This window comes from Nitrospira marina, assembly GCF_059568365.1.
Genome location: NZ_JCANTH010000001.1, coordinates 4,643,399 through 4,667,641, shown reverse-complemented (window position 1 = coordinate 4,667,641; position 24,243 = coordinate 4,643,399). Strand labels below are relative to the sequence as shown.

General features: G+C 48.0%; 15 protein-coding genes and 1 tRNA gene. 13 read left to right on the top strand and 3 right to left on the bottom strand.

Annotated features, from left to right (window positions below; translation table 11 throughout):
• Window positions 1-4 precede the first annotated feature (4 nt).
• Together LX98_RS20150 and LX98_RS20145 are read left to right on the top strand one after the other, a co-directional pair.
• A complete protein-coding gene (locus LX98_RS20150; protein ID WP_496430536.1) occupies window positions 5-775 on the top strand; it encodes a HEAT repeat domain-containing protein in 771 nt (256 codons plus the stop codon).
• Between the two features lie 59 nt (window positions 776-834).
• Window positions 835-1,503, top strand: coding sequence for a HEAT repeat domain-containing protein (locus LX98_RS20145; RefSeq protein ID WP_496430535.1), 669 nt, complete (start codon window positions 835-837; stop codon window positions 1,501-1,503).
• Between the two features lie 152 nt (window positions 1,504-1,655).
• Here the strand turns inward: LX98_RS20145 and LX98_RS20140 are convergent, their stop codons facing one another.
• On the bottom strand, window positions 1,656-2,987 hold the full coding sequence (locus LX98_RS20140) for a nucleotide sugar dehydrogenase (protein WP_496430534.1): 1,332 nt from the start codon (window positions 2,985-2,987) through the stop codon (window positions 1,656-1,658).
• 151 nt (window positions 2,988-3,138) lie between these two features.
• Between LX98_RS20140 and LX98_RS20135 the strand changes: the two genes are divergently transcribed.
• From LX98_RS20135 to LX98_RS20110, 6 genes are all read left to right on the top strand, one after another.
• Window positions 3,139-3,213, top strand: a tRNA-Gly gene (locus tag LX98_RS20135).
• A 1,172-nt stretch (window positions 3,214-4,385) separates the two neighbouring features.
• Entirely contained in the window at window positions 4,386-5,975 is a 1,590-nt protein-coding gene (locus LX98_RS20130; RefSeq protein WP_496430533.1) for a hypothetical protein, read from the top strand.
• A gap of 123 nt (window positions 5,976-6,098) precedes the next feature.
• Window positions 6,099-7,058 carry a hypothetical protein gene (locus LX98_RS20125; protein WP_496430532.1) on the top strand — a complete coding sequence of 320 codons (960 nt, stop codon included), beginning with the start codon at window positions 6,099-6,101 and terminating at the stop codon, window positions 7,056-7,058.
• A 56-nt stretch (window positions 7,059-7,114) separates the two neighbouring features.
• Complete coding sequence (locus LX98_RS20120) at window positions 7,115-10,102, top strand: Dyp-type peroxidase (protein ID WP_496430531.1); 2,988 nt, start codon at window positions 7,115-7,117, stop codon at window positions 10,100-10,102.
• A 215-nt stretch (window positions 10,103-10,317) separates the two neighbouring features.
• Window positions 10,318-11,667 (top strand): outer membrane protein transport protein, encoded by a 1,350-nt coding sequence (locus tag LX98_RS20115; RefSeq protein ID WP_496430530.1) that lies wholly within the window; start codon window positions 10,318-10,320, stop codon window positions 11,665-11,667.
• A 157-nt stretch (window positions 11,668-11,824) separates the two neighbouring features.
• Window positions 11,825-15,148: an ATP-binding protein gene (locus LX98_RS20110; RefSeq protein WP_496430529.1), complete on the top strand. Its 3,324-nt coding sequence runs from the start codon at window positions 11,825-11,827 to the stop codon at window positions 15,146-15,148.
• 669 nt (window positions 15,149-15,817) lie between these two features.
• On the opposite strand, the gene LX98_RS20105 is transcribed toward LX98_RS20110, so the two are convergent.
• Window positions 15,818-17,125: a hypothetical protein gene (locus LX98_RS20105; protein ID WP_496430528.1), complete on the bottom strand. Its 1,308-nt coding sequence runs from the start codon at window positions 17,123-17,125 to the stop codon at window positions 15,818-15,820.
• A 595-nt stretch (window positions 17,126-17,720) separates the two neighbouring features.
• Here LX98_RS20105 and LX98_RS20100 point away from each other — a divergent pair.
• The 3 genes from LX98_RS20100 to LX98_RS20090 all read left to right on the top strand — a co-directional run bounded on the left by LX98_RS20100 (window position 17,721) and on the right by LX98_RS20090 (window position 19,394).
• A complete protein-coding gene (locus tag LX98_RS20100) occupies window positions 17,721-18,620 on the top strand; it encodes a ChaN family lipoprotein (RefSeq protein WP_496430527.1) in 900 nt (299 codons plus the stop codon).
• A 47-nt stretch (window positions 18,621-18,667) separates the two neighbouring features.
• Window positions 18,668-18,913: a CDGSH iron-sulfur domain-containing protein gene (locus tag LX98_RS20095; RefSeq protein ID WP_312645203.1), complete on the top strand. Its 246-nt coding sequence runs from the start codon at window positions 18,668-18,670 to the stop codon at window positions 18,911-18,913.
• 313 nt (window positions 18,914-19,226) lie between these two features.
• Window positions 19,227-19,394: a hypothetical protein gene (locus LX98_RS20090; RefSeq protein ID WP_312645205.1), complete on the top strand. Its 168-nt coding sequence runs from the start codon at window positions 19,227-19,229 to the stop codon at window positions 19,392-19,394.
• A 74-nt stretch (window positions 19,395-19,468) separates the two neighbouring features.
• On the opposite strand, the gene LX98_RS20085 is transcribed toward LX98_RS20090, so the two are convergent.
• On the bottom strand, window positions 19,469-20,131 hold the full coding sequence (locus LX98_RS20085) for a GDSL-type esterase/lipase family protein (RefSeq protein WP_496430526.1): 663 nt from the start codon (window positions 20,129-20,131) through the stop codon (window positions 19,469-19,471).
• A 158-nt stretch (window positions 20,132-20,289) separates the two neighbouring features.
• Between LX98_RS20085 and LX98_RS20080 the strand changes: the two genes are divergently transcribed.
• Window positions 20,290-21,057: an ATP-binding cassette domain-containing protein gene (locus tag LX98_RS20080; RefSeq protein ID WP_496430525.1), complete on the top strand. Its 768-nt coding sequence runs from the start codon at window positions 20,290-20,292 to the stop codon at window positions 21,055-21,057.
• On the top strand, window positions 21,054-23,711 hold the full coding sequence (locus LX98_RS20075) for an FtsX-like permease family protein (protein WP_496430524.1): 2,658 nt from the start codon (window positions 21,054-21,056) through the stop codon (window positions 23,709-23,711). Before LX98_RS20080 ends, LX98_RS20075 begins: the two co-directional genes overlap by 4 nt.
• The last annotated feature ends 532 nt before the right edge of the window (window positions 23,712-24,243 follow it).

Sequence of the window (24,243 nt, the reverse complement as noted above, 5' to 3'; positions counted from 1 at the left end):
ACCCATGACGGAAGGTAACCACGTAGACCCCTTATTGTCGGCGCTTCGCGATGACAATGAAGCCCTTCGAAATCATGCCGCTTCTAGACTCGGAGAAGCCGGGTCAGAAGCAATTCCCAAGCTGATTAATATGTTCCTGGAAGACGATTGTGTGGTGCGTGAGGCAGCCACGAGTGCGTTGGTTCAAATTGGGGAACCAGCCGTTGATCCCCTGATCGAGGCGTTAAAAGATGATGAGGAATGGTCTGTTCGGGAACAGGCAGCCACCGCTCTCGGGAAACTCCGTGCAATTAAATCGGTGGAACCTTTGGTACAAGCCCTCCGTCTTGACAAGGATGGAGGTGTGCGCACCGCCGCCATCTGGGCATTAGAACGCATTGGCCATCCTGATGCCGTTCCCGCCTTGGTAGATGCCCTGATGGACGCGACTCTCCGTGAGGATGCCGCAAGAGTCTTAAAAAAATTGGGAGATTCCCGCGCAACTGATGCTCTGGTGGAAGGCTTACAGGCCTCAAACTGGATTGTGCGGCGGCACGCCGCAGAGGCGTTAGGGAAAATTGGCGATCCTCGCAGCTTAGATCCGTTAATTCATGCTCTGGCCGATGAGGACTGGTTGGTCCGTCGTAATGCCGCAGAATCACTGGCCCGCTTCAAGGATAGTCGGGCCATCGATCCCTTGGTCCCCTTGCTCGAAGATGAAAATGAAATGGTTCGGGACACAGCCGAAGGTGCCCTGGCAAGCTTGGGATGGACACCCGGTTCTTCCCATTCATAGTACAGTGCAATCAATGCTCTTTCGCTTTTTTTAACTCTCACTAAGGACACTGACACATTATGGCTAATGAAGCACCCGCAAAACTCATTTCGATCGGGCCCAAGAGTGGCACGAAAAAAGATGGGTTTAATCTTGTGACCGAAAACGTCACCGCGATCAATCTTGAGACGAACCAAATTGAGGTCGAACTCCTCGCGTACGATGGGAAGACTGTTCTTATGGATGTCAGTGAAGAGGCCGCCGAAGACCTCCGTAAGATCAAAATCGGTGACGGGGCGACCCTTCGTGTCGTGGAAGAAGACGGCAAACGAATCGTCAAAAGTTTTCGCATCCGCTCTAAAGACCCCAATATTCAACGAGCCGATGCTGCGCTGCAGGATCTTACCGATACACACTGGCTCAATCGCAAGCATGCCATTGAAGTCCTTGGGGAACTCCGGGTGGAAGCAGCCGTGAAACCGTTGGTGGAAATGCTCAGTGATGAAGTCGGTGATGTCCGGCAACGTGCCTATGAGGCCTTGATCAAAATAGGAGCACCCTGCGTCCCTGATGTCATACCTCTTTTGGTCTCCGAAGATGATGACCTTCGACAATCGGCAACCGAAATTCTTCGAAAGATTGGAAAACCCGCGGTGGAGCCTTTAGCTCTGGCATTAGGCGAGGCTGATGAAAAACTTCAAAAACGCATCATGAAGGTGTTGGACCGCATGGGCTATAAACGCAAATAGGGTACCCGGCAGGGTACACCAACGCCGACCATCCGCTTGCGTACAAGACCCAGAAAGCAACTGGACGCGCCTTTTTCGCTAATCCTGGCTGTTCCCTGGACAGGCTTGCCAACGAAGTTAGGCTTCGAGCAAGGACCGTGTCTTGCGATCTCTTAGCTTTTTTGGGAAGGATGGGTTCCCACGGTTTTTCGTCCAACCGAAAGATAATAAAATCCCTGCTCTTCCATCCGTTGCGGTTCATAGACATTGCGAAGATCGATAAAAATCCGGGATTTCACCGCAGCCCGAACCCGGTCAAAATCCAAGTTTCTAAATTGGTTCCATTCCGTGACCAACACCACGGCATCCGCTCCTTCCATCGTATGATAGGCATCCTGACAGGGGACCATGGTTGGCAACACCTTCATCGATATCTCCAAGGCCTCCGGATCGTAGGTCCGCACGGTCCCGCCCGCTTTCATGATCTGCTCTGCAAGGAACAGGGCCGGCGAATCCCGAATATCGTCCGTGTTGGGTTTAAAGGCCAATCCGAGTATGGCAATGGTTTTCCCGCGTAACTCTCCGACGGCTTCTCGTATTTTCTCCATCATCCGGACTCGCTGATCGTCGTTCACTCGTTTGGTGGCCTTGGCTATGGTCATTTCATAATCATTTTCGTTTCCGATATTGATCAGTGCGGCAGTATCTTTTCCAAAACACGACCCTCCATATCCTGGACCCGCATGCAGAAATTTCGACCCGATTCGTTTATCTAATCCCATCCCTTTGGCCACCATTTGCACATCGGCTCCAACCCGTTCGCAGAGGTTGGCCATTTCATTAATAAATGAGATTTTCGTGGCCAAAAACACATTCGAAGCGTATTTGATCATTTCAGCGGTTGGAATATCAGTAATCACAATAGGCGTTTCAAGGATATACAAGGGACGGTACAAATCTTTCATAATCGCCACCGATTCAGGACTGTCGGCTCCAATCACCACACGATTGGGCCGCATGAAATCTTCAATGGCCGATCCCTCCCGAAGAAATTCAGGATTCGAGACCACGCCAAAATTACAGGCCGTTTCCTGGTTCGCCTGAATAATCGATCGAATACGTTTGGCGGTTCCGACCGGCACAGTGGATTTGGTCACAACCACCTTATATCCTTTCATCCGTGTTCCCACATTTTTGGCCACTTCATCGATAAAAGACAGATCGGCAGACCCGTCTTCACGGGAAGGGGTTCCCACGGCAATAAAAATGACGAGGGCTTCATCGACGGCTTTGTGTAAATCGGTGGTAAATCGAAGACGGCCGGCCGTCAGATTTTTGGTCACAAGTTCGGAGAGGCCTGGCTCAAAAAATGGCACCTTGCCTTTTTCTAAAGCCGCAATTCGTTTGGCATCCGTGTCCATACACAGTACGTTCAAGCCAAATTCCGCAAAACAAGCCCCTGTGACCAATCCAACGTACCCCGTTCCTATCACGCTGACATACATGAACTTATCCTCCTTGATTTCAATATAATATTCCCATTTTACTCGGTTAAAATCTTATTGCACTTAAAAAAGAACGAATTAGTATACCCTATTCAATGTTGCTTGACAGCCTTCAGGGTGCCAACTAGAATCAGTTCAAATTTCCAACAGAGCGGGAATAGCTCAGTGGTAGAGCATCGCCTTGCCAAGGCGAGGGTCGGGGGTTCAAATCCCCTTTCCCGCTCCAATTCTTCAATATCTTTCGAGCCTGATTGACCCTGACAGACCTTCCATCTGGTCTTTAGCAGGACAAAATCTTCAATGCTTCCCTGATTTCCTCCCCATTCTGGCCACCCAGGCGAAAAATGGGTCGCCACTCCCTGCATCTTACGACCATGTAAAGGCTGCCTTACTTCCTAATTGCTCCCCCCAAGACATTGAAGCCATTTGGTAAGGACCACCCGGGTACTGTTAAATGAGCGAGATTACTAGTAAAAGAGTTGGTGGGGAACCAACCACCGTAGATATCCCTCCCCTCCTCTTTTTCTAGGCAACGAAAAGAGCTTTTGACCACCGGATGATTGCGAAGACGTTGCAATAGCATCTTAAGGGAATCCCACTCTTAATCAACTGCACGACAGAAAGACTGAGGTCGACGGTAACTGGTCTTAAATAATTCGTAATTCCGCGCTCGGCGAGCGACACTTTCGCTTCACGGAAGCTGCGTAGAATCGGTGTTAAACCAAGAACATTGCTGAGAATGGCGGCCGTAAACCGGTAATCTCGTTAGCTGTTTGATGGGATTTTCATCCCCCCAGGCTGTCCAATTTCAGCCAACCTAATAATACCTCACTCTTGCCTCCTTCTCCCGAACCCAAAAGTGTATCGTTTCAGATAACAACCGTATCTCATTAGATACTAATTGCATGCCCTCAAAAAGCTCTTTCCCAACAGCCATGAAGACGAAAGGAAGGAACAAAGGGCTTCAACTATTTCTTAGGATTTACCCTCTACTCAAATAATCAGGCGCTCAAATTCCTGACTTTGAAAACATATTGATCAACAAGGGTTTTTTGCTCCTTAATGGTCCTTAAAATCTAGACTAAAAATGATATACCTGCCATAGCGAGAAGCGGCATTCTTCTTGCTCGCTTTAATGTATCAAGTTCACATTAGTCAGAAGGTTTCCATCAAACTCGCTTTCACTTTCTAGGAATGGGGTTCAGAGAGTGACAGTCATATCTGTCATGTCTTTGATCGGATGGGAAGAAATTCATGACGTAGACCAGTAAAGAATCCTTCCAAATAATCACGTGATATATCTGAAAACCACTCTTAAAAAAACCACATGATCCCACCGCTGATCATCTTCATGTCTATTTATTCAGGGGAAATAGTCTGTAATCAGGGACTATCGTGATGCACCCATTGGTTTGCATTGGGGGAAGCGTCACGCAGGGCATGAAAAGTTTTGCTCTCCTTGAGCCCCAATTGTCCTACCCTGCAATCATTGCTCATGAATTGGGTCTTTCTGATGATGAATTTCGGTTTCCTCATTTTACGGGTAAGGGCAGCTTCCCATTGAATATCGAATATCTTCTTCGAAAGATGGATCAATCTTTTGGGGAAAACGTCAATCTCTTGGAGCTTCCTTTTGCGGGAATTCTTCTGCGTGAATGGATGGACGAAATAGAGGACTATTGGGAAAGAGGACCAGGAACCGCACCCCTAAATTATGAAGGATATTTTCACAATCTCGCTGTGTGGGGTTTTGAGATCCAAGATTCCTACCAAGTCACAGCGAAATTATGCCAACAGGTCATTTCACAAAACAAACCCAGTGATAATTGGTTCAACCAAATTCCTGAACACGCGATGCTGGCGACCGCTAGGCGGGTCTTGAATCCCAGTCACTCTTCCGACCCCACACAACTCAAGGCTAGCCAGGTCCAAAGAGCCGCAGAAATGGCGCGAAGGGACGGAATTGAAAATTTGATAATTAATTTGGGTGCAAACAACGTACTAATGAGTGTAGTTGACCTCGTGTATGAGGAAAGCGACGAATGGACGATTAAACAGAAAAATCCAGAATATCGATCCGAGGCACATCATCCCAATAAGAAGCATGTAACCGTTTATACACCTAAACATTATGAACAATTGCTTGATCGGCTCATCACCAAAGTGGAACAAATGAATTCAGGGAAAGGCGTACAGAGAGTATTTTGGGGCAATGTGCCACCGGTAACAGTTTTCCCTGTATGCCGCGGAGTCGGTGGACGCATGGAATCCGCCGAGGGGCTCAGTTCCCCTTATGGGGCCAGGGACAAACGACATCCTGATTGGTATCGCCGCTATTTTCAGTTTTACACTCGACCCTGGATTCCTGATGACCGCTTTCATCCCGAAGAAGATCCTCACCTAACAGGAAAAGAAATTATTCAAATTGACACCGCAATCTCGACATACAACAAATTATTGAATGATAAGGTCGACCAACACAACAAGCGACGCCACCACGCAGGCAAGAGTGAGGACTGGTTTATTGTTGACTTTCACAAGCTCCTTGATGAGCTGGCTTACAGGCGGTATCAGGAAGATCAGACTGTCCCGCGGCCCGATGAATGGCAACCACATAAAATCCCGCCAGAGTATGAAAAATTACAGCTCGATACCAGATTTTTACGAGCCCATAACGGACAACGTATAGCAGGAGGATTTTTCAGTCTGGATGGCGTACACACGACCACCGTCGGAAGCGGGCTAGTGGCGCAGGAAGTCATCGACGAAATGCAACGAAGGGGGGTGGAATTTCATAGGCTGGTGAACGGGAAAAAGACTAAACGGAACCCGCCGATAAAAGTCGACTATAACCGGCTGATTCGGCAGGATACGTTAATCGCCAAGCTTCCATCCACGATGGACGACCTTTGGGACAAACTCGAAAATGGAGATGAACTGATTGATCTGTTTAAACGTGCTTTCAGGGGCATCGCAAAGCATATTTGAAGTTTCCACCAGGTTTGAAGATCTTCTTCATCGGAATGAAAGGAAAATAGATCGACCGCAGGCACAGTAACCTGAATCAATTCTTCGTTAGCTTTCATTTTCAGTCATAAAGGAGATTTAAAGATGGAGGACACTGATGGAACTCACGAAAGGGGAACAAGGAAACGATTGCCTATTAAAGGAGAAAGGAAAAATATTACCGAACTTACGGCAGTTGCGCGAATCAAGCCAGGAACGTATCCGGAGAAGCGACTTCCACATGAATATAAAGATCTAATCTTTCAAAGTGTCATGAAATTCAAGGACATGTTACCCGGTTTTCCAAAAATTTTTCTCCCCGGTTTTGATGATCGGTTACGACAATTCGCCGACGCCCTGACAAACGAAATTTTTGAATCATCCCAGACTTCGATAGACCCTGAAAAATTGGTGTCTCGTCATTTTGAACCCCTTCGAGTACCGTCAAAATACGCCGATCCGTTTAAACTTTTTCTTATCAAATTTATTGAAAAACTATTGAAACAACCTCGACCAATGACGTGGCTGGATCATCTCAAATGGATTGGAAATTTGGCTCATGAAAATCGGCAAGGCGAAATTAGAAAGATGTCAACCATTCATTACGCACGATGGTTTATCGTGAACGAAAACTCTCTTCCTGGTATTGATGGTGCGCATCTTGTGTTTACAAGTAATTACGACGGGGAGTTGGCAGCCTATCTGGAGGATTTTGCCAACGTGGATGAAGGTCCGGTCAATCTTGTATTTGGCCATTGTATTGGCTGGCCTGGTGCCAGACCCGCCGATGGCTTCATAAAGTACGTAAAAGAGCATGAATATCCAGCCTTAATATTTTATGCCAATTATCCATTGGCCACGGTCGGCGAGGTGCGAAGGGCACTCGATTGGAAGAACAAAACCCAAAAGTTCATAGAAAAGGATTTGCCAAAATTGCTTAAGCGGAAGTCCGGAAAATGGGAAGCGTCCGCAAGAAAATATTTAAGCAGGTACCTCAACGAACTGGCAAAACCAACCTCAAACAGCGAGGAAGTATCAGAGTCTACTTTTGGAGTCTCAAAATAATTAAAAAATCTGACAAGAATTGAGGAGTCTTTCACCGAGGGAGACCGATGATGAGTATGCCACCTATTAATGAACTAATAGAAAATCTAACCGATATTCAAGGGAATCTCCTACGCGGCTATGGCCCTCGATATGCTACCTATCGCTTCTATAACGTAGGCGACGGGGAACAAGGAAGGAATTGGATCAAGGAAATTCTCCAACCGAAAACCGGCCCTCTCAAAGACTTGAAAATTACGACGTCAGAGTTCAGGCCAAAAGATCAAAAGCCTCCTTTTACCCTCAATATAGCTTACAGCCACCTTGGACTGACTGCCTTGGAACTAGACAAAAATGTCCTTGACACCTTCCCCGAAGAATTTCGAGATGGCATGTGTAAACGGGCAGTCGAATTCTTGGGTGATGAAGCCGACGGGAAGAGTACTGATGGGGATAAAAAAGATGGGACCCTTCCAAGGCATTGGACAGACCAATTTTTACAAAAAGCTAAAGCTGACAAAATTCATATTCTGGTCATGATTACAGCTGAGACGGAGGACTTCAAAAAGAAAGGAATATCTTGCCTCGAACAAGCGGTTTCCAAATTTGACAAGGTACGACTCTTATTCACTCTTGAGGGGAAACGACGCCAGGAACCCAACCATAATAAAGAGCATTTTGGCTTTACGGACGGGATCAGCCAACCATTTCTGGAAGGAACAGAAGGGGTGTTCAGAGACAAAAAGAATGCCTACCCCGGCCAGGGAACACCGGATAAAGATGGCAAGTGGCGAAACCTTAAACCGGGGGAGTTTATTTTGGGTTATGAGGATGAGTTTGGGGAAGTCGCACAGGTTCCCTCGCATTATGATTTACGGAAAAACGGAACGTACTTGGTTCTGCGAGTACTTGAGGAAGACGTTCCGGCTTTCAGGAAATTCCTCAAATCGACAGCCAGAGAACTGTGGCCATCAATATACCGAAAGGATCCCGAATACTATGAAAGCCTGGTTGCAGCTAAGATCATGGGGAGATGGCCAAGCGGTTGCCCTGTAATACGCTCAGATGCAAAAGATAATACCCGTATTGCCAACGATCCCCATAAAAACAACAACTTTCTTTACGAACGAGAAGATCCAGAAGGTCAAAAGTGTCCGCTTGGTGCGCACATCCGACGAACCAATCCCAGAGACAAATTGCTTTTAACGTCGAAGGACATCTTTAATGAAAATGAAGATTACGAATATCACCTGAATCGCCACCGGATTATCCGTCGCGGTCTACCTTACGGAAATGAGTACAGAGGAGGACGCGGTGACAAGGGTGACCGAGGGGTAATCTTCATGGCATTCAATTCCAGCATTGGCCGGCAGTTTGAGTTTTTACAAAGTCAGTGGATCAACAATGGTGAATTTCTCGGTCTGGACAAAACAGACCGGGATCCCTTTATGGGAAAGAGGGATGGGAAGAACGCCAAATTTACTGTACCTGGAGCCGAAAACCCCTTTGCACATGATCTCCAACGCTTTGTCACCGAACGAGGAGGAGAGTATTTTTTCTATCCCGGTCTTACCGCTTTGCGGAAACTTTCAGAAGGGGCGTTCGGGGCCAATCCAACCTTCCAATCTCAACCCAAGACCCTGCCGTCTATGGCCGATCAAGCCCTCCAATCTCAATCCAAGGTTTTACCGTCTATAGCCGATCCATCCTTCTTATCTGAATACCAGGCATTGAAATCCATTTCCCATCCTTTTAAGGGAGCGGTTGCCAGGCAACAATTGGTGAGTAAATGGTTAATTGAAAATGCCAAAGAAATGTTTGACGAGCTACGTGAGAAAGAACCGATTTTTATTGTGCAGCCGGTCCCTCCTCCCAAAAAACTTCCTGATTTAGGGAAGCCTTGGATAGTCATTGCGACCAAATATGACGATGTGTTGGAGATTCTCCGAGATAAAAATAAAAACTTTTCAGTTGACCTCTATGCAAAAAAAATGAATGACCCACGCGGGCCTTTCGTTCTTGGCCTGGAACACCACACGGATAAATACAAGAAGGAATTAAATATTATCAAAAGGGCGGTCTATCCTCAGAATGGTGATGTTGGCACAACGATCTACAATACGATTGACCGCCTCGCCAGTGAGATCATCAACGACCTGAAAGAGAAGGGAAAAATCGATGTGATCGGGGATTTGGTATGGCCGGTCGCTCTGCGCTTGAACGGGGAATTTTTTGGAGTCTCCGGGCCTGGTCCGGGCTCTGAACTAGATGTTTTCAAAAGATGGTGTCGCGACATTTATACGGATTTATTCCTTAATCTTCGCGGCGACAGGGAGTGGGAGCGACGAGCAGATATCGCAGTGGAGGAGATGAATATCTATCTGGATAGCCTCATTGAGGCAAAGCGGAAGGAACCGAAAACCACCCAGAATGCAGATAGCACAGTGCTCACCCGTTTAATCCGGATACAAGAAGGGACGGGTGACAAATTCGATGATGGATGGGTGGGGGTTCGCAGGAATATCTTTGGCATGGTGATTGGCGTTGTCGAGACAACCCTAAAGGCTGTGCCGCGAACCATCGACCAGCTCCTCAAACGCCCAGATAGATTGGAAGAATCACGGAAGGCAACGCTGGACTATTCCTATACCCACGATCCGGGACAATTTAAAAATTATGTGTTTGAGGCCATGAGATTTAATCCGCAAAACCACGTGCTTTTTCGATTGGCGCTCAAACCGTTTAAGCTCGCTGTCGGAACGGATCGCGAAACAGAGTGTCCAGCACCCGCCTTGGTGTTTGCAGGGAATCTGGGAGCCATGTTCGACGCCGAGAAGATTCAGGACCCGGAGGAATTTCGTTTAGACAGGCCGGATGACAACTACTTATTCTTCGGGTACGAACATCATCGATGTCTGGGAGAGCAGATCAGCCGCATTCAAATCCCTCTTCTGGTCAAACATGTGGTGAGCTTGAGTAATCTCCGCAGACCTGAAGATGGCGATCAATTCAACCCTCTGGACCTACGACCCGAGCACTTCTTGTTGGAATTCAATGCTTCCTAAAGTGCCTTTGATAAAGGTGTGAAACCAGACTGGTCGGAAAACAATCGAAATTTTGTGGGTTAAAAGAAAGGAGGTGGATCAAGATCAATGCTCAATGAGGAAGAGAGCGGCAAGGGTATTTCTCCATTAGCCTTATTTACCTGATTGGTCCAGTATTTTTTATAACACCGTTATTTCGGCAGGATTGTGAGGAATTTAGCCGTGGGAGAATGATAATGAAAGCTTTAAAGATTTCAGCCATCTCTCTCCTTCTATTTTTGCCATCGGTCACTTTGGTATATGCGGAAGCATTCCGTAATCTCCATCAGGGCACGGCGGCAGCGGGACAAGGAGATGCATTTGCCGCCCAAGCCGACGATCCCTCCGCGCTATTTTATAATCCTGCCGGGATGACGCAGTTAGAAAGAACACAACTTTATACTGGGACCCTTCTGGTTGGAGGGTATTACCATTATACAAGTCCGGCAGGACAGAAATTCGATGGCACGCTCGATGGCACCATAGCCTCCCCTCCTCCCTCCTATTTTTACCTGACGTCCAGCCTCAACCAGCTCAATATTGACGCCCTGAAAGACTTCACGGTGGGGATCGGCCTCAACAGTCCTTTCGGTTTGCTCATCCGGTGGCCTAATGAAATACCCTTTTCCGAAATCGACGTGTTTGGCACTCTTCCGTTGATCGATATCAAGCCGACTCTGGCATATAAGGTAAATGACCATCTTTCCATCGGTGGGGGTTTGGATATTTACACGTTTGCCAACTTTTTGGGGGAAGGACAACTTGAGGTTCAGGCTTCCGGCCGAGGAACCAACTTTCCCCCTGGTGCTCTCGTAGAGGTGAATGGAACCGATACCGCTGTCGGATTTAATCTGGGTGGGCTTTTAACCCTCTGGCGAACTGAAGGAAAACCTCGATTAAACTTCGCCTTTGTTTATCGAAGCCCGACGACTCTTCGGTTAAAAGGAGAGCTTCTACTTAATGGGACCAAACTGAATGATACGGTCATAGATCTCAAACTTCCCCAAATTTTTAATTGGGGGATAGCCCTCTGGCCTCTCCGAAATAAGATTAGCGAATGGAAAGTCGAAGTCGACCTGGACTATGTGGATTGGGGTTCCTTCAACAATACGGACGTTCACAATGCAGATACTGGCGAGGTTCAATTGCCCCAACCCAGGAATTGGAAAAGTGTTTTTGTGATCAAAGTGGGGACAGAATATAAATGGCTTCATCTTCCCGCCATGCCTAACTGGGAAATGGCGTTACGAGCCGGGTATATACGATCAGAAACTCCTGTCCCCCAGTCAACCTTTGAGCCACTGGTCCCGGATGCCGATTTCAACGGTTTTTCGGTCGGCCTGGGAATGATTTGCAAAGGACATGCACGTTTTCTTGGCATTGTCCCCTGCCAAAACTCAATCACAAAAAGCATCAGCTTGGATTTGACCTATGTGAACCAGTTGTATGAGTCCCGCACAATTAACAACAATCGTCAGGCCCTTGTGAACGGGAAATATAAAACCGCCCTGCATGCCGGAGGAATTGGCGTGCGAGTCACATTTTGACCAGAAGAATATCCAGAACATCCTTCAATCACAGGAAAAGGATTGAAATGTTTTTCGGAAATTGAATCCCGGAATCTTGATCGGTATTGATCAGTCGGTCGATTACGTTATGACTGAATTTCTCACCATAGAACATACTATACTTGAAAGGCCGTTCATGCTTTTCCGCCCCTTCGGGAAGGAAGCAACCGGTGAACCTATTAACGATATGACAGGGGTATCCATCCGAGAGAACGTCAAACATCTGGAAGAATTTGTGGGTCGTGAATGCGGGGAAGAAGTCCGCGCACTCGTAACAAAGGAGTTGGTAAGACGCTTAAATGAACGAATACCGCAACCGGCCTATCATGTCACCCCCGAATTTTTAGTGAGCGGATCCACTGGTTATTCGAACGAGTTTGTCGCATATCTCGTAGAGTTCTGCATGGATTTATCCAAGGATCCCGATTTTCAAAAACACGTCGGTGAGAGGTTGGTCCCGGACTGGCTTATTAGAATTATGCAATTCTTCTCCATCAGGCAAATTTATAACAGTGCAGACAAATGGGTGGGATTTTATAACAAGAGTTCCTATCTTCTGGAGAAAATTCAGATATCAACTCATTCAGTCACAATTCGGCTAAAACTCACGAAGCGTACTGAGGAGCAGTTTGGGGAATATCGCAAATCTTGTGGCAGAATTTGGTGTAATGCCATTAAATATGGCATCTCAAGTGTTCCCAAGCTGGTGTATGATCTGCCGCCAGCCAGAATAGACGATAAAAGTTGTATCGCCAATGGACAGGAATTTTGTGAGTGGAGGTTTACGTGGGAAGAACCTCGCCGAACATGGAATCCTGCTAAATTTCTGGCCCGGTGGATTCTCAAGAAGGAAATTGAGGGACAGAAACAATCTTTTACAGAGCAATATGACGAGTTACATACAACGAATGTTGAGTTACAACACAGCTCGGCTAAATTGGAAGAAAGTGCCGTTGCGTTAGCGCATCGCGTTAAACAATTAACGGCCCTTCATGAAGCCGGAATCGCCTTTACCTCTGCCCGTGATTATAAGACCTGGGTTCAAAGTACCTTACAAGCGATTATTAACATTCTTCACTATGAACGGGCCATGATAAGTCGTTACGACCGGGTACGCCAAGTCGCCTATGATGCCCAACTGATAAATGTGCCCGAGGAAGTCGCAAGGTTCGCCAACTCGCTTGAAGTCCCGGTCTCTGACCCCCAAAGCATAGAAGGACAGGTCTTGCTGCAAAAGAAGCCCCTGCTCCTAGACGATCTTCACCACGAATGGCATAGACTGCATCCCCTTAATCAACAGCTCGTAGGCCTTACCCACGCCCAATCTTTTATTTCTGTACCGTTAGTAGGCAAGGATGGTGTCTTGGGATCTCTGACTGTTGACCGAAAGGAAAGCTATTCACTAAAGCAGGACGACTTAAATCTGATGATCACAATGGCAAATCAACTCGCACTTGGTCTGGAAAATGTCGATGCCTACCAAGAGATTGAAGCGCTAAATGTCGGATTGGAGGCAAAAGTTCAAACGCGCACCGCAGAATTGGAAGTATCCAACCGGAAGCTCCTTGAACTAGATAGGCTGAAAAATGATTTTTTTGCCAACATCAGCCATGAAATTCGCACCCCCCTCACCCTCAATATAGGTGCATTCAAAACTCTTTTGAAATCTGCACCAAGTGCAGATGCCCAAGAGGTCATTCAAACCGGCATACGGAATGCCTCTAGGCTCTTGTTTCTGATCAATGAATTGTTGGATTTGGCCAAGTTTGACAGTGGGCGCGCAACCCCGAAAATCCGGTGCATCGACCTTGCGGGGCTCGTCCGCAGCGTAGTTGCTAACTTCGATTCCAGTCCAATTCGTCGTATACACTTGAAAGGACTCTCGCAGCCGGTGGCCCTGGAGGCCGACCCACGGCAATTGAAGAAGGTTCTCTATAATCTTCTTTCCAACGCCTTCAAGTTTAGCGATCCACATGAGGGACAAATTTGGATTCGTCTGACGAGCAAAGAGACTTCTATTGTATTGGAAGTGGAAGACAACGGAATCGGAATTCCGAGCGATCAAATAGAGTGTATATTCGATCGATTTACACAGGTGGAAAGCAGCGCCACAAGGCGGTACGAGGGGAGCGGGATCGGTTTGGCTTTGGTGAAGGAAATCGTAACCTTGCATGGAGGTACGATTGCCGTAGAAAGCGATCCTGGCAGGGGGTCCATCTTTACCATCACCTTGGCTCGGGGAAATGTGAAGGAGGTCCCCGCGTATGAAGTGCAAGACGAGGAAGATGATCCGAGCTATCCCCCACTGCCATATTCCACTCCTCCCAAGGATGAACAAAAGAGGAATGCTCCGCTCATAGCTTCTTTCTCGCCGATAAACGCCCCGTTGGTCTTGGTAGTTGACGACAATGCAGACATGCGAGGTTACGTCGAAAGAATACTGCATAAACAATACCGTATTGTATCAGCCAAAGACGGTGCTGAAGCTCTGGCTCAGGCTCAACGGTTTATTCCAGAATTGATTCTGACCGATGTGATGATGCCAAAAATGAGCGGGCATGATCTCTTGAAAGCCGTTAGGGAGAATTCAGTGCTGCATTCAACGCCCGTGATTTTCCTGACAGCTCGTGCCGGCACAGAAGCCCGCGTGGAAAGCCTGGAGGCAGGAGCCGATGACTATCTGTCCAAGCCATTCGATGAACCAGAACTCCTCGCCCGCGTCGGTAACTTGATTCGAGCCCGCGCCCAGGAACGAGGAATCAGGAAATTACAGAAAGAAAAACTAGGGAGATTCCTGCCCACTCCCCTGGCCGATATGATTACGTCGGGTGAACACGAAAATTTCCTGAAAGGGCACCGTAGCGAAATAACCGTGTTGTTTATCGATTTACGAGGATTTACGGCCTATGCCGAAACTGCCGAACCGGAAGATTTGTGGAAGGAACTTCGCAAATATCAGTTGGAGATGGGAAGGTTAATCCTTAAATTTCATGGCACATTGGAGAGATTTACGGGCGATGCCATTATGGTCTTTTTCAATGATCCACTCCCTTCGCCCAATCACACTGAGTTGGCCCTAAAACTAGCATTGGCCATGCGGGAAAGAGTGAAAGAATTGTGCAGGGATTGGAAAAACCGAGAAGTACCGCTTGGGGCGGGTATAGGGATTGCCACTGGCTTTGCCACCATGGGCCTCATGGGCTTTGAGGAACGCGTGGATTATGCAGCCATTGGCCCCGTAGTCAATTTGTCCTCACGATTGTGCGATGTGGCCAAAAATGAACAGATTCTCGTTCCGCAATCCTTTTTCAAAAAATTGGAGAAAAGAATTATTGCGGACCCACTGGGAGATATAGCCCTCAAAGGGTTTCAGCGTGCTGTTCCCGTATATAATGTAATGGGTCTCCGAAATGACTCGGAGATTCTGTCTCACGGATCTTTAGAGACAGATTCCCAATGAGAATTAATTAGAAATGAATAACCTCGACAAAACAAAGCTTACCTATTGTTCCATTGCCTACCCTCACAAACCGTAAAGTGTAAGTTCCCCTCAATCCGAAACAGGCTCATGGATATTTTTTTTTGACATAATAATCATCCCTAGCCATGATCATGTTGGGATAACAAACTAGCATAGAAACACTGTAGAGCTTTAAGCTGTTGATTTTATGAATGAATAGGAAACCGGAAATAATATCAACCACTTGGAAAAATTTTTATTCCGTTTGGCCAAGGCGAGGGTCGGGGGTTCAAATCCCCTTTCCCGCTCCAATTCAAGCGGGTTTTTTCAGCCTTATTACGGCTTCTACTTCCTCACCCTTCACTTGCCTGGTGGCTGAGGTTCAACCTTTATATTCATTCCGTCTAAGGGTTCCCAAAGACCTTCCTCTTTGGTCGGACCGGGAATTTTGACCAATATTTCTAAGTCCTCATTCAAATCTTTGAGAAAATCTTTCATTTGCCCGACTGTCATATATCATGCCTTTCTCTAAGGGTTGTTAATTTTTACCACCCTGTTGTCACTTCTATTCTTTCCTATTCTACCTTAAAGGATATGTAGGCCCTGACGGGTTTCATCACTGTATTTTTTTCTGTTTTCAGCACATAGAGCAGGAATTATTTCTTCCATTCAGTCGGTCACCAAAATCACCCACCACGGCGTGGATTCTTCATGCATCCGGGAAAACTGCCGTGCCGTAAAACTGCTGGGAACGCCATCCAACACTGCTCCACGTCGAATTTCCACATACCTGAACCGGCAAGACATCTGTCCATCTTCCTTTGTCGCACCTGCAAAAGGCATAAGATTTCGCAGATTGGCCATCTCGGATAAGTCTATTCTCTCCCCGACGGCCATGGTGGACAACTCCGCATATACTTCCCCAAAAATTTCCGGAAGGAGAGCTTTGGTAAAAATTTCATTGATTGGACGGAATCGATCATCAGCCAACAATTGGCTGAGCACCTCCCAAAAAACCTCATCATCAATAGCCGAAAGAATACTTACGCCACTTCGTTCGGCCATGAATCGTAACAGTGCCAGGGGCCCCAGTATGTCAAATTTCCAATCGGGGAAGGTTAAGGTGCGTCCCTGGTGAGAGACCTCTAAAACGGGTTCACCTTCATAGCGACTCTGATGATAATTTCCCCGGCTGGATTGAAGATGCGCATGGATAATTTCAGGAGCCAAGCGACTGGGTTCATAGGCAAAGGTGGGATTAGCCGGAGCATGGCAGGTACTGACGGTGTAACGAGACAACTTCCCTTTGCTCTTCGAAAATGTTTCCAGGCCCATGCCCCCCCAAAATTTAAAGCGTAATTCTTCTGGCGGGAAGCTCTGTAAATATCGCTCACGATCCAGATTTTTGTGATAGACGCCGCCCACACGGGATCCCGGCATCAACCGATCAAACGCATGCAAGGTCAGCGGGGTACCTTGCGTCCGTAAAAATGGGACATAGTGATCCACCAATTCCTGCTCAAAGGACAAATCTCCAGCTCCGACATCTAACAGAGAGGGTGTGGCCGTATGCCTTAGCGCGTCATAGGGATTTGAGGCATTCCGAATTATTTCCTCCCGTTGAGCCCCGGACAGTTCTTCCGGATTTTCCTTACTTCCACCATCGACTAAGAGGCCCCATACCATGAGTGCACGCACTGCTTTGGAAGGGGGAAATCCGGTCAATTCTTTGAGGATCTTGTTCCCCTCTTTGTTTCCAATGGGTTTGGAGAATTGTTGCAGGGCATCGACTAATCGATCGCGAAGTGATGAATCAAGGGGGGCCTTTTGTATATGTTGAAGAAGTGCGGGCAGCATGGTCTGTAAGGTTTCAGGAATCATGCATTTCCTACTTGCCTCCCAGTGGTGCGGAGAGGATTCCCGACTGACCTTGATTCTCTCCCGAAATGCCGCCAACCCGAGTTTCTGATCATCCATGACGTATCATCCCTTACTTGGAGCGTTGAAAAAGGCCGCAAGTAACATTCCCTGCCCTCGCCGAACCCCCTTCGCCAAAGTAGCTACGAAGGCTGAAAGCGGCTTTGTGTCTATGAGCCGAAGCGCTTCCACCCTCGCAGAGTCAGGGACACTTTAGCGGTGTGGCTCGACGCGAAAGCGCGCTGGTAGGGCGCCGCTTGGCCATATTCACCAGCTCCTCCCTGCGTCCTGTCCAGCCCGGTACTTGCGGCCTCTCCCTTCCAGAAGCCTCAGAACAGGAACAGACGAGCCTTCCTTCGTCCAAGCTCAGGACAAGCTTTGAACACTCCATGATTCCTTGCTTCCCCTGAGTCCCGGGCCCTCACATGTTAATGAAAAAGCCAAATATTTGAATAATTCAACCGCCCACTTCGAACAGTTACTTAAACCGATTCTTCACGCACCTTAGCCGCTCTGAATATTCTGAAACAACCGAATGGCTTCCGAAATATTGCCCAAAGGAGAGAACTATGCTACACCTTGCCTCGTTATGTTCACACCTTATTTTCAACCTGCGAAACAACACTTTCTCTCCCTACTTATGGGAATCATGGTGATGAGCGCCAACACCGGATGTGCCACGTCTCAAGTCAACCCGACATTTGAAGTCAACCACATCTACGATGTCTCCCAGCAGAAAGCCATCACATTCGACGATCTGCTCCCCCAACTATTATCCGCCGATGTGATTTATATCGGCGAAGAACATTATACCCCCTCACACCTTGAGGCAGCCCAGACAATCCTGAATGCCCTCTTTGCCCATGACCGGCACCCGGTGCTGGCCATGGAAATGTTTAGTTGGGATGGACAATCCGGGCTAGACCGGTACACCCAGGAATCCGAATTTACGACAGAACAACTGATAAAGGAATCACAATGGAACACGAATTGGGGTGGAGAGTTTTCAGATTATCAACCGTTGGTGACCTTTGCTAAATCGCATAACCTTAAAATTTTTGGTCTTAACCCGCCACGCCCCCTTGTTCGCTTGGTCGCCACAAAGGGATTAACCGAGGCCTTGCGAGACCCCGAAATGCGAAAGTGGCCAATTCAAGACATCGTGACCGATAATCCCGCATATGAGCAATTGATCTTTGAACAAATTGAAGCGTGCCATCCTGGCTTGCCAAAGCACGTGTACCGCCGAATTTTCGAAGCATCCATCTTCCGGGATGAGGGCATGGCTCAGATTATCGCCAATTACCTCAACACACGATCCCGGACTGACGAACCGCTGGTGAGCTACACAGGGGGCGGCCATATTCAGTATAAAATCCCTGTCCCTAAGCGAGTTGAACGAAAGCACCCCGGCGTCAATTCAATTACCATTTATCTCGAAGCATGGGATCCCTCCAAAAAACAGGAGGTTCGTTCGGAAATGCAAACCGGCATTGCCGATTTTCTCTGGCTTACCCCTTTGGGCCCCCAAGGCCTTCAGCCCCGTTGTGGCTAACTATTTAGATCACCAAATTTCCTGAAGAATGAAGGAGAACCAAGCACATGGGCGACCCAATTATCATTGCGCAACGAATTCCCTACGTCCTGGACATGGAACCGGGAACCTATTACTGGTGCCGATGTGGGCGATCAAAAACCCAGCCGTTTTGTGATGGGTCTCACACCGGAACCGAATTTTCCCCAATCGAATTGGAACTCAAAGAACCACAAAAGGTAGCTTGGTGTGGGTGCAAGCACAGCAAAAAATCCCCATTCTGCGACGGCACACATTCCAGACTGGAGTCGTAAACTATGACCCTCGGCTTTTTGAATTCAGCCAGATATTTTAGACAATCGCGTTGCCCCAGCTTCTCTCCTGCATTTAGCCCATAATATCGAGGTCTTCGCTTGCTACCCATAAGCAATACATCATCCAGAATTTATGTATTATAAACTAGCATAAAAAGTCTAATTATAATTTACTATTCAATGACTTGCATCACGGAAATAAAATTTACTACAATCCACGACGATTGTGGGTAGCAGATCTTGTGATTGGAATGCTATCCCAATTATAAAGTTGTGTAAGAAATTTTCAATGTCCGAAAGTGAGGATTTTCGTATGAGGCGGATTACTAGCTTTCTGAGTGCTTTTCTTGTGTTAGCCGCAAACCCAGCCTTTGCCAATGAACCAGGCGGAGGATATGAGGGGATTACGGCCATGTACTATGGAATGATCGGAATTATCCTGGCTTACGGGGTCTATGACATTTTCTTCAAAAAGTCATAACGCCGCCCGCATTCCCTAACACACCTAAAGAATTCCTCTTCTTACCCCTTCCCGCTCACGGGGAGGGGTGGCATTTACTCTTTGGCCGGAATATTCTGTCCAGTTTTGAGTAAAGGCTCCAATGTTTGGAAAACATTCTGAGCCACAATGGTGTAGCCTTCTGCCGTAGGATGAACTCCATCCGCCTGGTTTAAGCCAGGTTGAGCAGCCACTCCTTCTAATAAAAATGGAATCAGTGGAAGACTCAATTCCTTGGCCAGCCGTTCATACATTTCAAAAAACTCCCCCGTATAGGCTTCGCCATAATTTGGCGGAATGCGCATGCCCGCTAAAATGACCATCACCCCTGCATTCCGCAACCGGTCAATTATGCTACGAAGATTTGCATAGGTCTGTTCCAGGGGTAAGCCCCGGAGTCCATCATTGACTCCCAATTCTAATATGACAACCGTCGGCCGACTTTTTAAAATCCAATCTACCCGTCGTAATCCTCCGGCTGAGGTTTCTCCGCTAACCCCGGCATTAACCACCTCATAGTAAAATCCACGTTCCTGTAAATGTTTTTCCAATTGAGCCGGATAGGACTCCTCCGATGACACGCCCAATCCAGCCGTTAAGCTATCACCAAAGGCTACGATTTTTGGAAGAGATTCGTTCTTTCGCACCAATGGCCCGGGTAAAGATGGTTCGGCCGGGAATTTGGCCTGAGAGTCTAACAAGTCGGAACTGCGATTCATGGACTCTGATAGACCGGGTGAAGAACTCTCCTCAGGGCCACACCCCAAGATTCCCAGACAGAAGAGCACGAGGACTGATAGGATGATTGTATGCATATTAGCTGTATAAGATCTCTTAACTCTATTATTCACCATTTAAACCCGTTTGTGTAATCAACGTGAATGTTCCTTCATCGTCTACATCCTCTTCGCCCTCTTTGACCGCCCAAACCCCAGCATCCCGGCTTCTCATTTCCGTCAATCATCTTGGGATGCAGCTTCGGGCGGGGAGCCATTCCGTCCAGATTCTACAGGACATTTCCTTCGAGGTCTTTACTAATCAGGTGGTTGCTATTGTCGGACCGTCCGGAAGCGGTAAATCCACTCTCCTGGGATTGCTTGCAGGCCTCGACCGACCAACCCAGGGGTCTATCCGCATTCATCAGACCGACATCACGACCTTAAGCGAGACTGAAATGGCGCACTTTCGACGCAAGCACATTGGCTATGTGTTTCAAGCGTTTCATCTCATTCCCACTCTGACTGCCCTGGAAAATGTGGCACTCCCTTTAGAATTGCAAGGAATAACCACGGGCACCCTACGTGCCAAAACACTTTTACAATCCGTCGGACTAGAACATCGTCTCCACCATTATCCCGTTCAACTCTCTGGTGGGGAACAGCAACGAGTGGCCTTGGCCCGCGCCTTTATTGTCCGCCCTCCCCTCCTTCTTGCAGACGAACCCACCGGCAATCTGGATAGCTCAACCGGTGCAATGGTAATTGATCTGCTGTGGGAACTTCATCAACAACACGGCAGCACTCTCGTTTTAGTCACTCACGACATGTCATTGGCCGCTCGCGCACAACGTATCCTAACCTTGCGGGATGGAGCAATGGTGAACGAGACGGCCCCTCCGCTGTTATCCTCCGGCTCAGAGGCATGATCCCCGTTTCTGTCAAACTCGCCTGGCGGGAAATCCAGAGCGCCTGGTCTCGGTTTCTATTTTTATTTCTCTGCATTGCACTTGGTGTCGGTGCCATTGTGGCCGTGGACCTGTTTGCCGTGAATGTCGCACAAGTCATTCTGGGGGATACCCGTGCTCTGTTAGGCGGTGATGTCGAGCTATCATGGCGGCGGGCGATTTCAGACAAGGGCCATAAAGTGCTGGACTCCCTCACCGACCGTGACATCGTTGTCTCACACGTGACTGAAATCGCCGCAATGGCGACGGTGAACAACCCTACCTCCGAAGCGGCCCTCCCGAAAATAGCTTCTCAATTGGTGGAACTCAAGGCCATAGATTCGGCCTATCCTCTCTATGGTCGGTTGATAGCAGAACCTGATCTCCCGACAGCGCAATTGCTGGATCCGCTTCAATCCGGTTGTGGTCGCTCGCCGTGCTTTGGAGCACTTGTCCAGGAATCCTTGCTGATCCGGCTCAATCTGACCGTTGGCAGCGAGCTGCAGATTGGCCAAGGAAGCTTCATTATTACCGCCGTACTGAAAAAGGAACCCGACAAGATTGCCAATGGATTTAGTTTGGGCCCTCGGGTCATGATTTCCCAGGACGCGCTCAAGGCCACCGCCTTGATCCAAACCGGTAGCCGAATTCAGGAACGATATCGTCTGTCCCTATCCAACTCCACCTCTCTTGAGCCTTTAATGGGTGAGTTACGCGGACGCCTCAGCCAGGAAGGGGCCCGGGTCACCTCATTTCGCGATGCCCAGCCACGACTCCGCCGGTTCCTTGACCAATTAAATCTCTACCTTGGGCTTATCGGGTTTACCATCTTATTGGTCGGTGGGATCGGAGTGGCTTGCACGATTCAAGGCTTCCTCACACAGAAAGTACCCATTATTGCCACGCTCAAAACCCTGGGAGCCGATTCTTCACAAATCATTCGCCTCTACCTCACACAAAGCCTCATCCTGGGAGGGATTGGCAGTCTTTTTGGGGTCATAGTCGGCGTAGTCCTCCACCGAGGGTTACCGCTATTGCTTCAAGGCATTATTCCTGAAACCATGCCGATGAATCCCACTGTCGCTCCAATTCTTCGGGGGATGGTTCTTGGCATCCTCGCCACACTGGCCTTCTCACTCTGGCCTCTGTTGGCCATCCGTCATGTCTCTCCGGCATTGGTGTATCGACAAGCCGTGAACCACTCCCAAACTATGGCCAACACCCAATCCAGACTAACCCGATGGCGGACCATCCTTAAGCATTGGTGGAATGACCGGGCACAGGTCGTGGTCGCCATCAGCATGATGGTGGGCGTGACCGGCCTGGCCGTGTGGCAAGCCCACTCACTGACCCTCGGTTTATTTTTTACCGGTGCATGTGCGGTGGCCGTTCTCCTCCTCATGGGAGGCACTGGAGTACTGTTTAGCATTCTCCGGCATGTGCCGATTCCTCAGCGGTATTTGTTGCGTCATGCAGTGAGGAATCTTCAACGGCCTGGAAACTTTACCAAAGCCATGACGTTGGCCATTGGAATTGGTGTCATGCTTTTAACCACGCTAACCATTGTGCAACGGTCCTTACTTGATCTAATAGGAAACCAGATACCCTCTCAGGCTCCTTCATTTTTTTTCATAGACATCCAACCAGACCAACATTCCCAATTTGTGGACGTGCTACAACAACAATTCCCGGATTCACCGTATAATTTAGTTCCAGTCGTAAGGTCTCGTCTCACGGCCATCAACGGAAAACCCATTGATCCGGAAGAGCATAAAGGCCAACGAAACGGATGGTATTTCACCAGGGAATATGTCCTGACGACATCACGGAATCTTCCAAAAGATAACGTCCTCAGTGAGGGACAATGGTGGGATCACACCAAGCGATCAGACGCGGATGGAGGGATGAAAACGCGCTCAGATTTCCCCTTGGTCTCCGTGGAGGAAGACGCCGCAAAAAACCTGGGGCTCACCCTAGGGTCAACCCTGACGTTGGATATTCAAGGGGTGCCACTTGTCGCAAAAGTGGGCAGTCTTCGACAGGTCGATTGGGGAAGTTTTTCCATAAACTTTTTCATGATCCTTCAGCCTGGCTCTTTTGACGGTGCTCCGTTCACCTACATCGCCACAACCAGAGTGCCAAATACTCTCGAGGTCCCCTTACAGCAAGCCATCGTCGCCGTCCTGCCCAATGTAACAGCCATTAAGGTGGGAGATGTGCTGGAGAGTATTGGTCGAATCTTTCACCAATTGGCCCTGGGGATTCAAGCCTTGGCCCTTCTCTGTCTGGTCACCGGCGCCGTAGTCATGATTGCGGCGATTTCAATTAACCGGTACCGGCGTCTTCATGAATTGGCAATTGTGAAAGCCCTGGGAGCAAGTCGCGGGCTACTGGTATTTTCGCTGGGAGTAGAATTCGGTGTCATTGGAGCCTTTGCAGGCCTCGTTGGACTTGGATTGGGGTGTCTCCTCTCCTGGTCCCTCTTGTACTTCTTTTTTGACCTGACCTGGACCGTCGATCTCATCATATTGAGCACAGGCTTGCTTTTGACAATTTTGCTATGCCTCGCGACGGGCTTTCTCGGAACTTACCGGTTGCTGGGCTTCCCTCCCCTGTCCGTACTCCGTCAAGAATAAAACCAATTTAAAAGTTTGCGGTGTTCTTCTCCCAAAACCACACCTGTGTCTGATGCTAGGCCCACTCATAGGATAAACCTCTCCTACAAGTTATCCATTCAGATACAGACTGTATGGTGTTGAATAACAACCTGTCCCACAACTGATGCCCTAATACCTCATCCTCTTAACATTTTTTTAGTATTTTTAAAACCCATTATAAAAATTTTGCTCTCCATTCATCAGTATTACAATGAGTTATACGGATGAGACCCTTAAACTGATCTTTCGTTTTCTCTTTGGGTACATTCTTTGCTTTATTTACTTTGTAAAGTGGCAAACACAAAACATTTGAGGGAAACCATGGAAATTATTTTAGCCATCTGTGTCACAGGCTTTGGAATCTTCGGAGGAATGCTTGTTATTTGGAATGGTTAGAACTCTGTAACTTCTAAGACACCTGGCACTTCCCTTACACGGTAGAGAGATGGCCAAAACAACACAGACCTGTGCGTACCCGACACTTGTTCATGAGCCATCTTTGAATGATTTC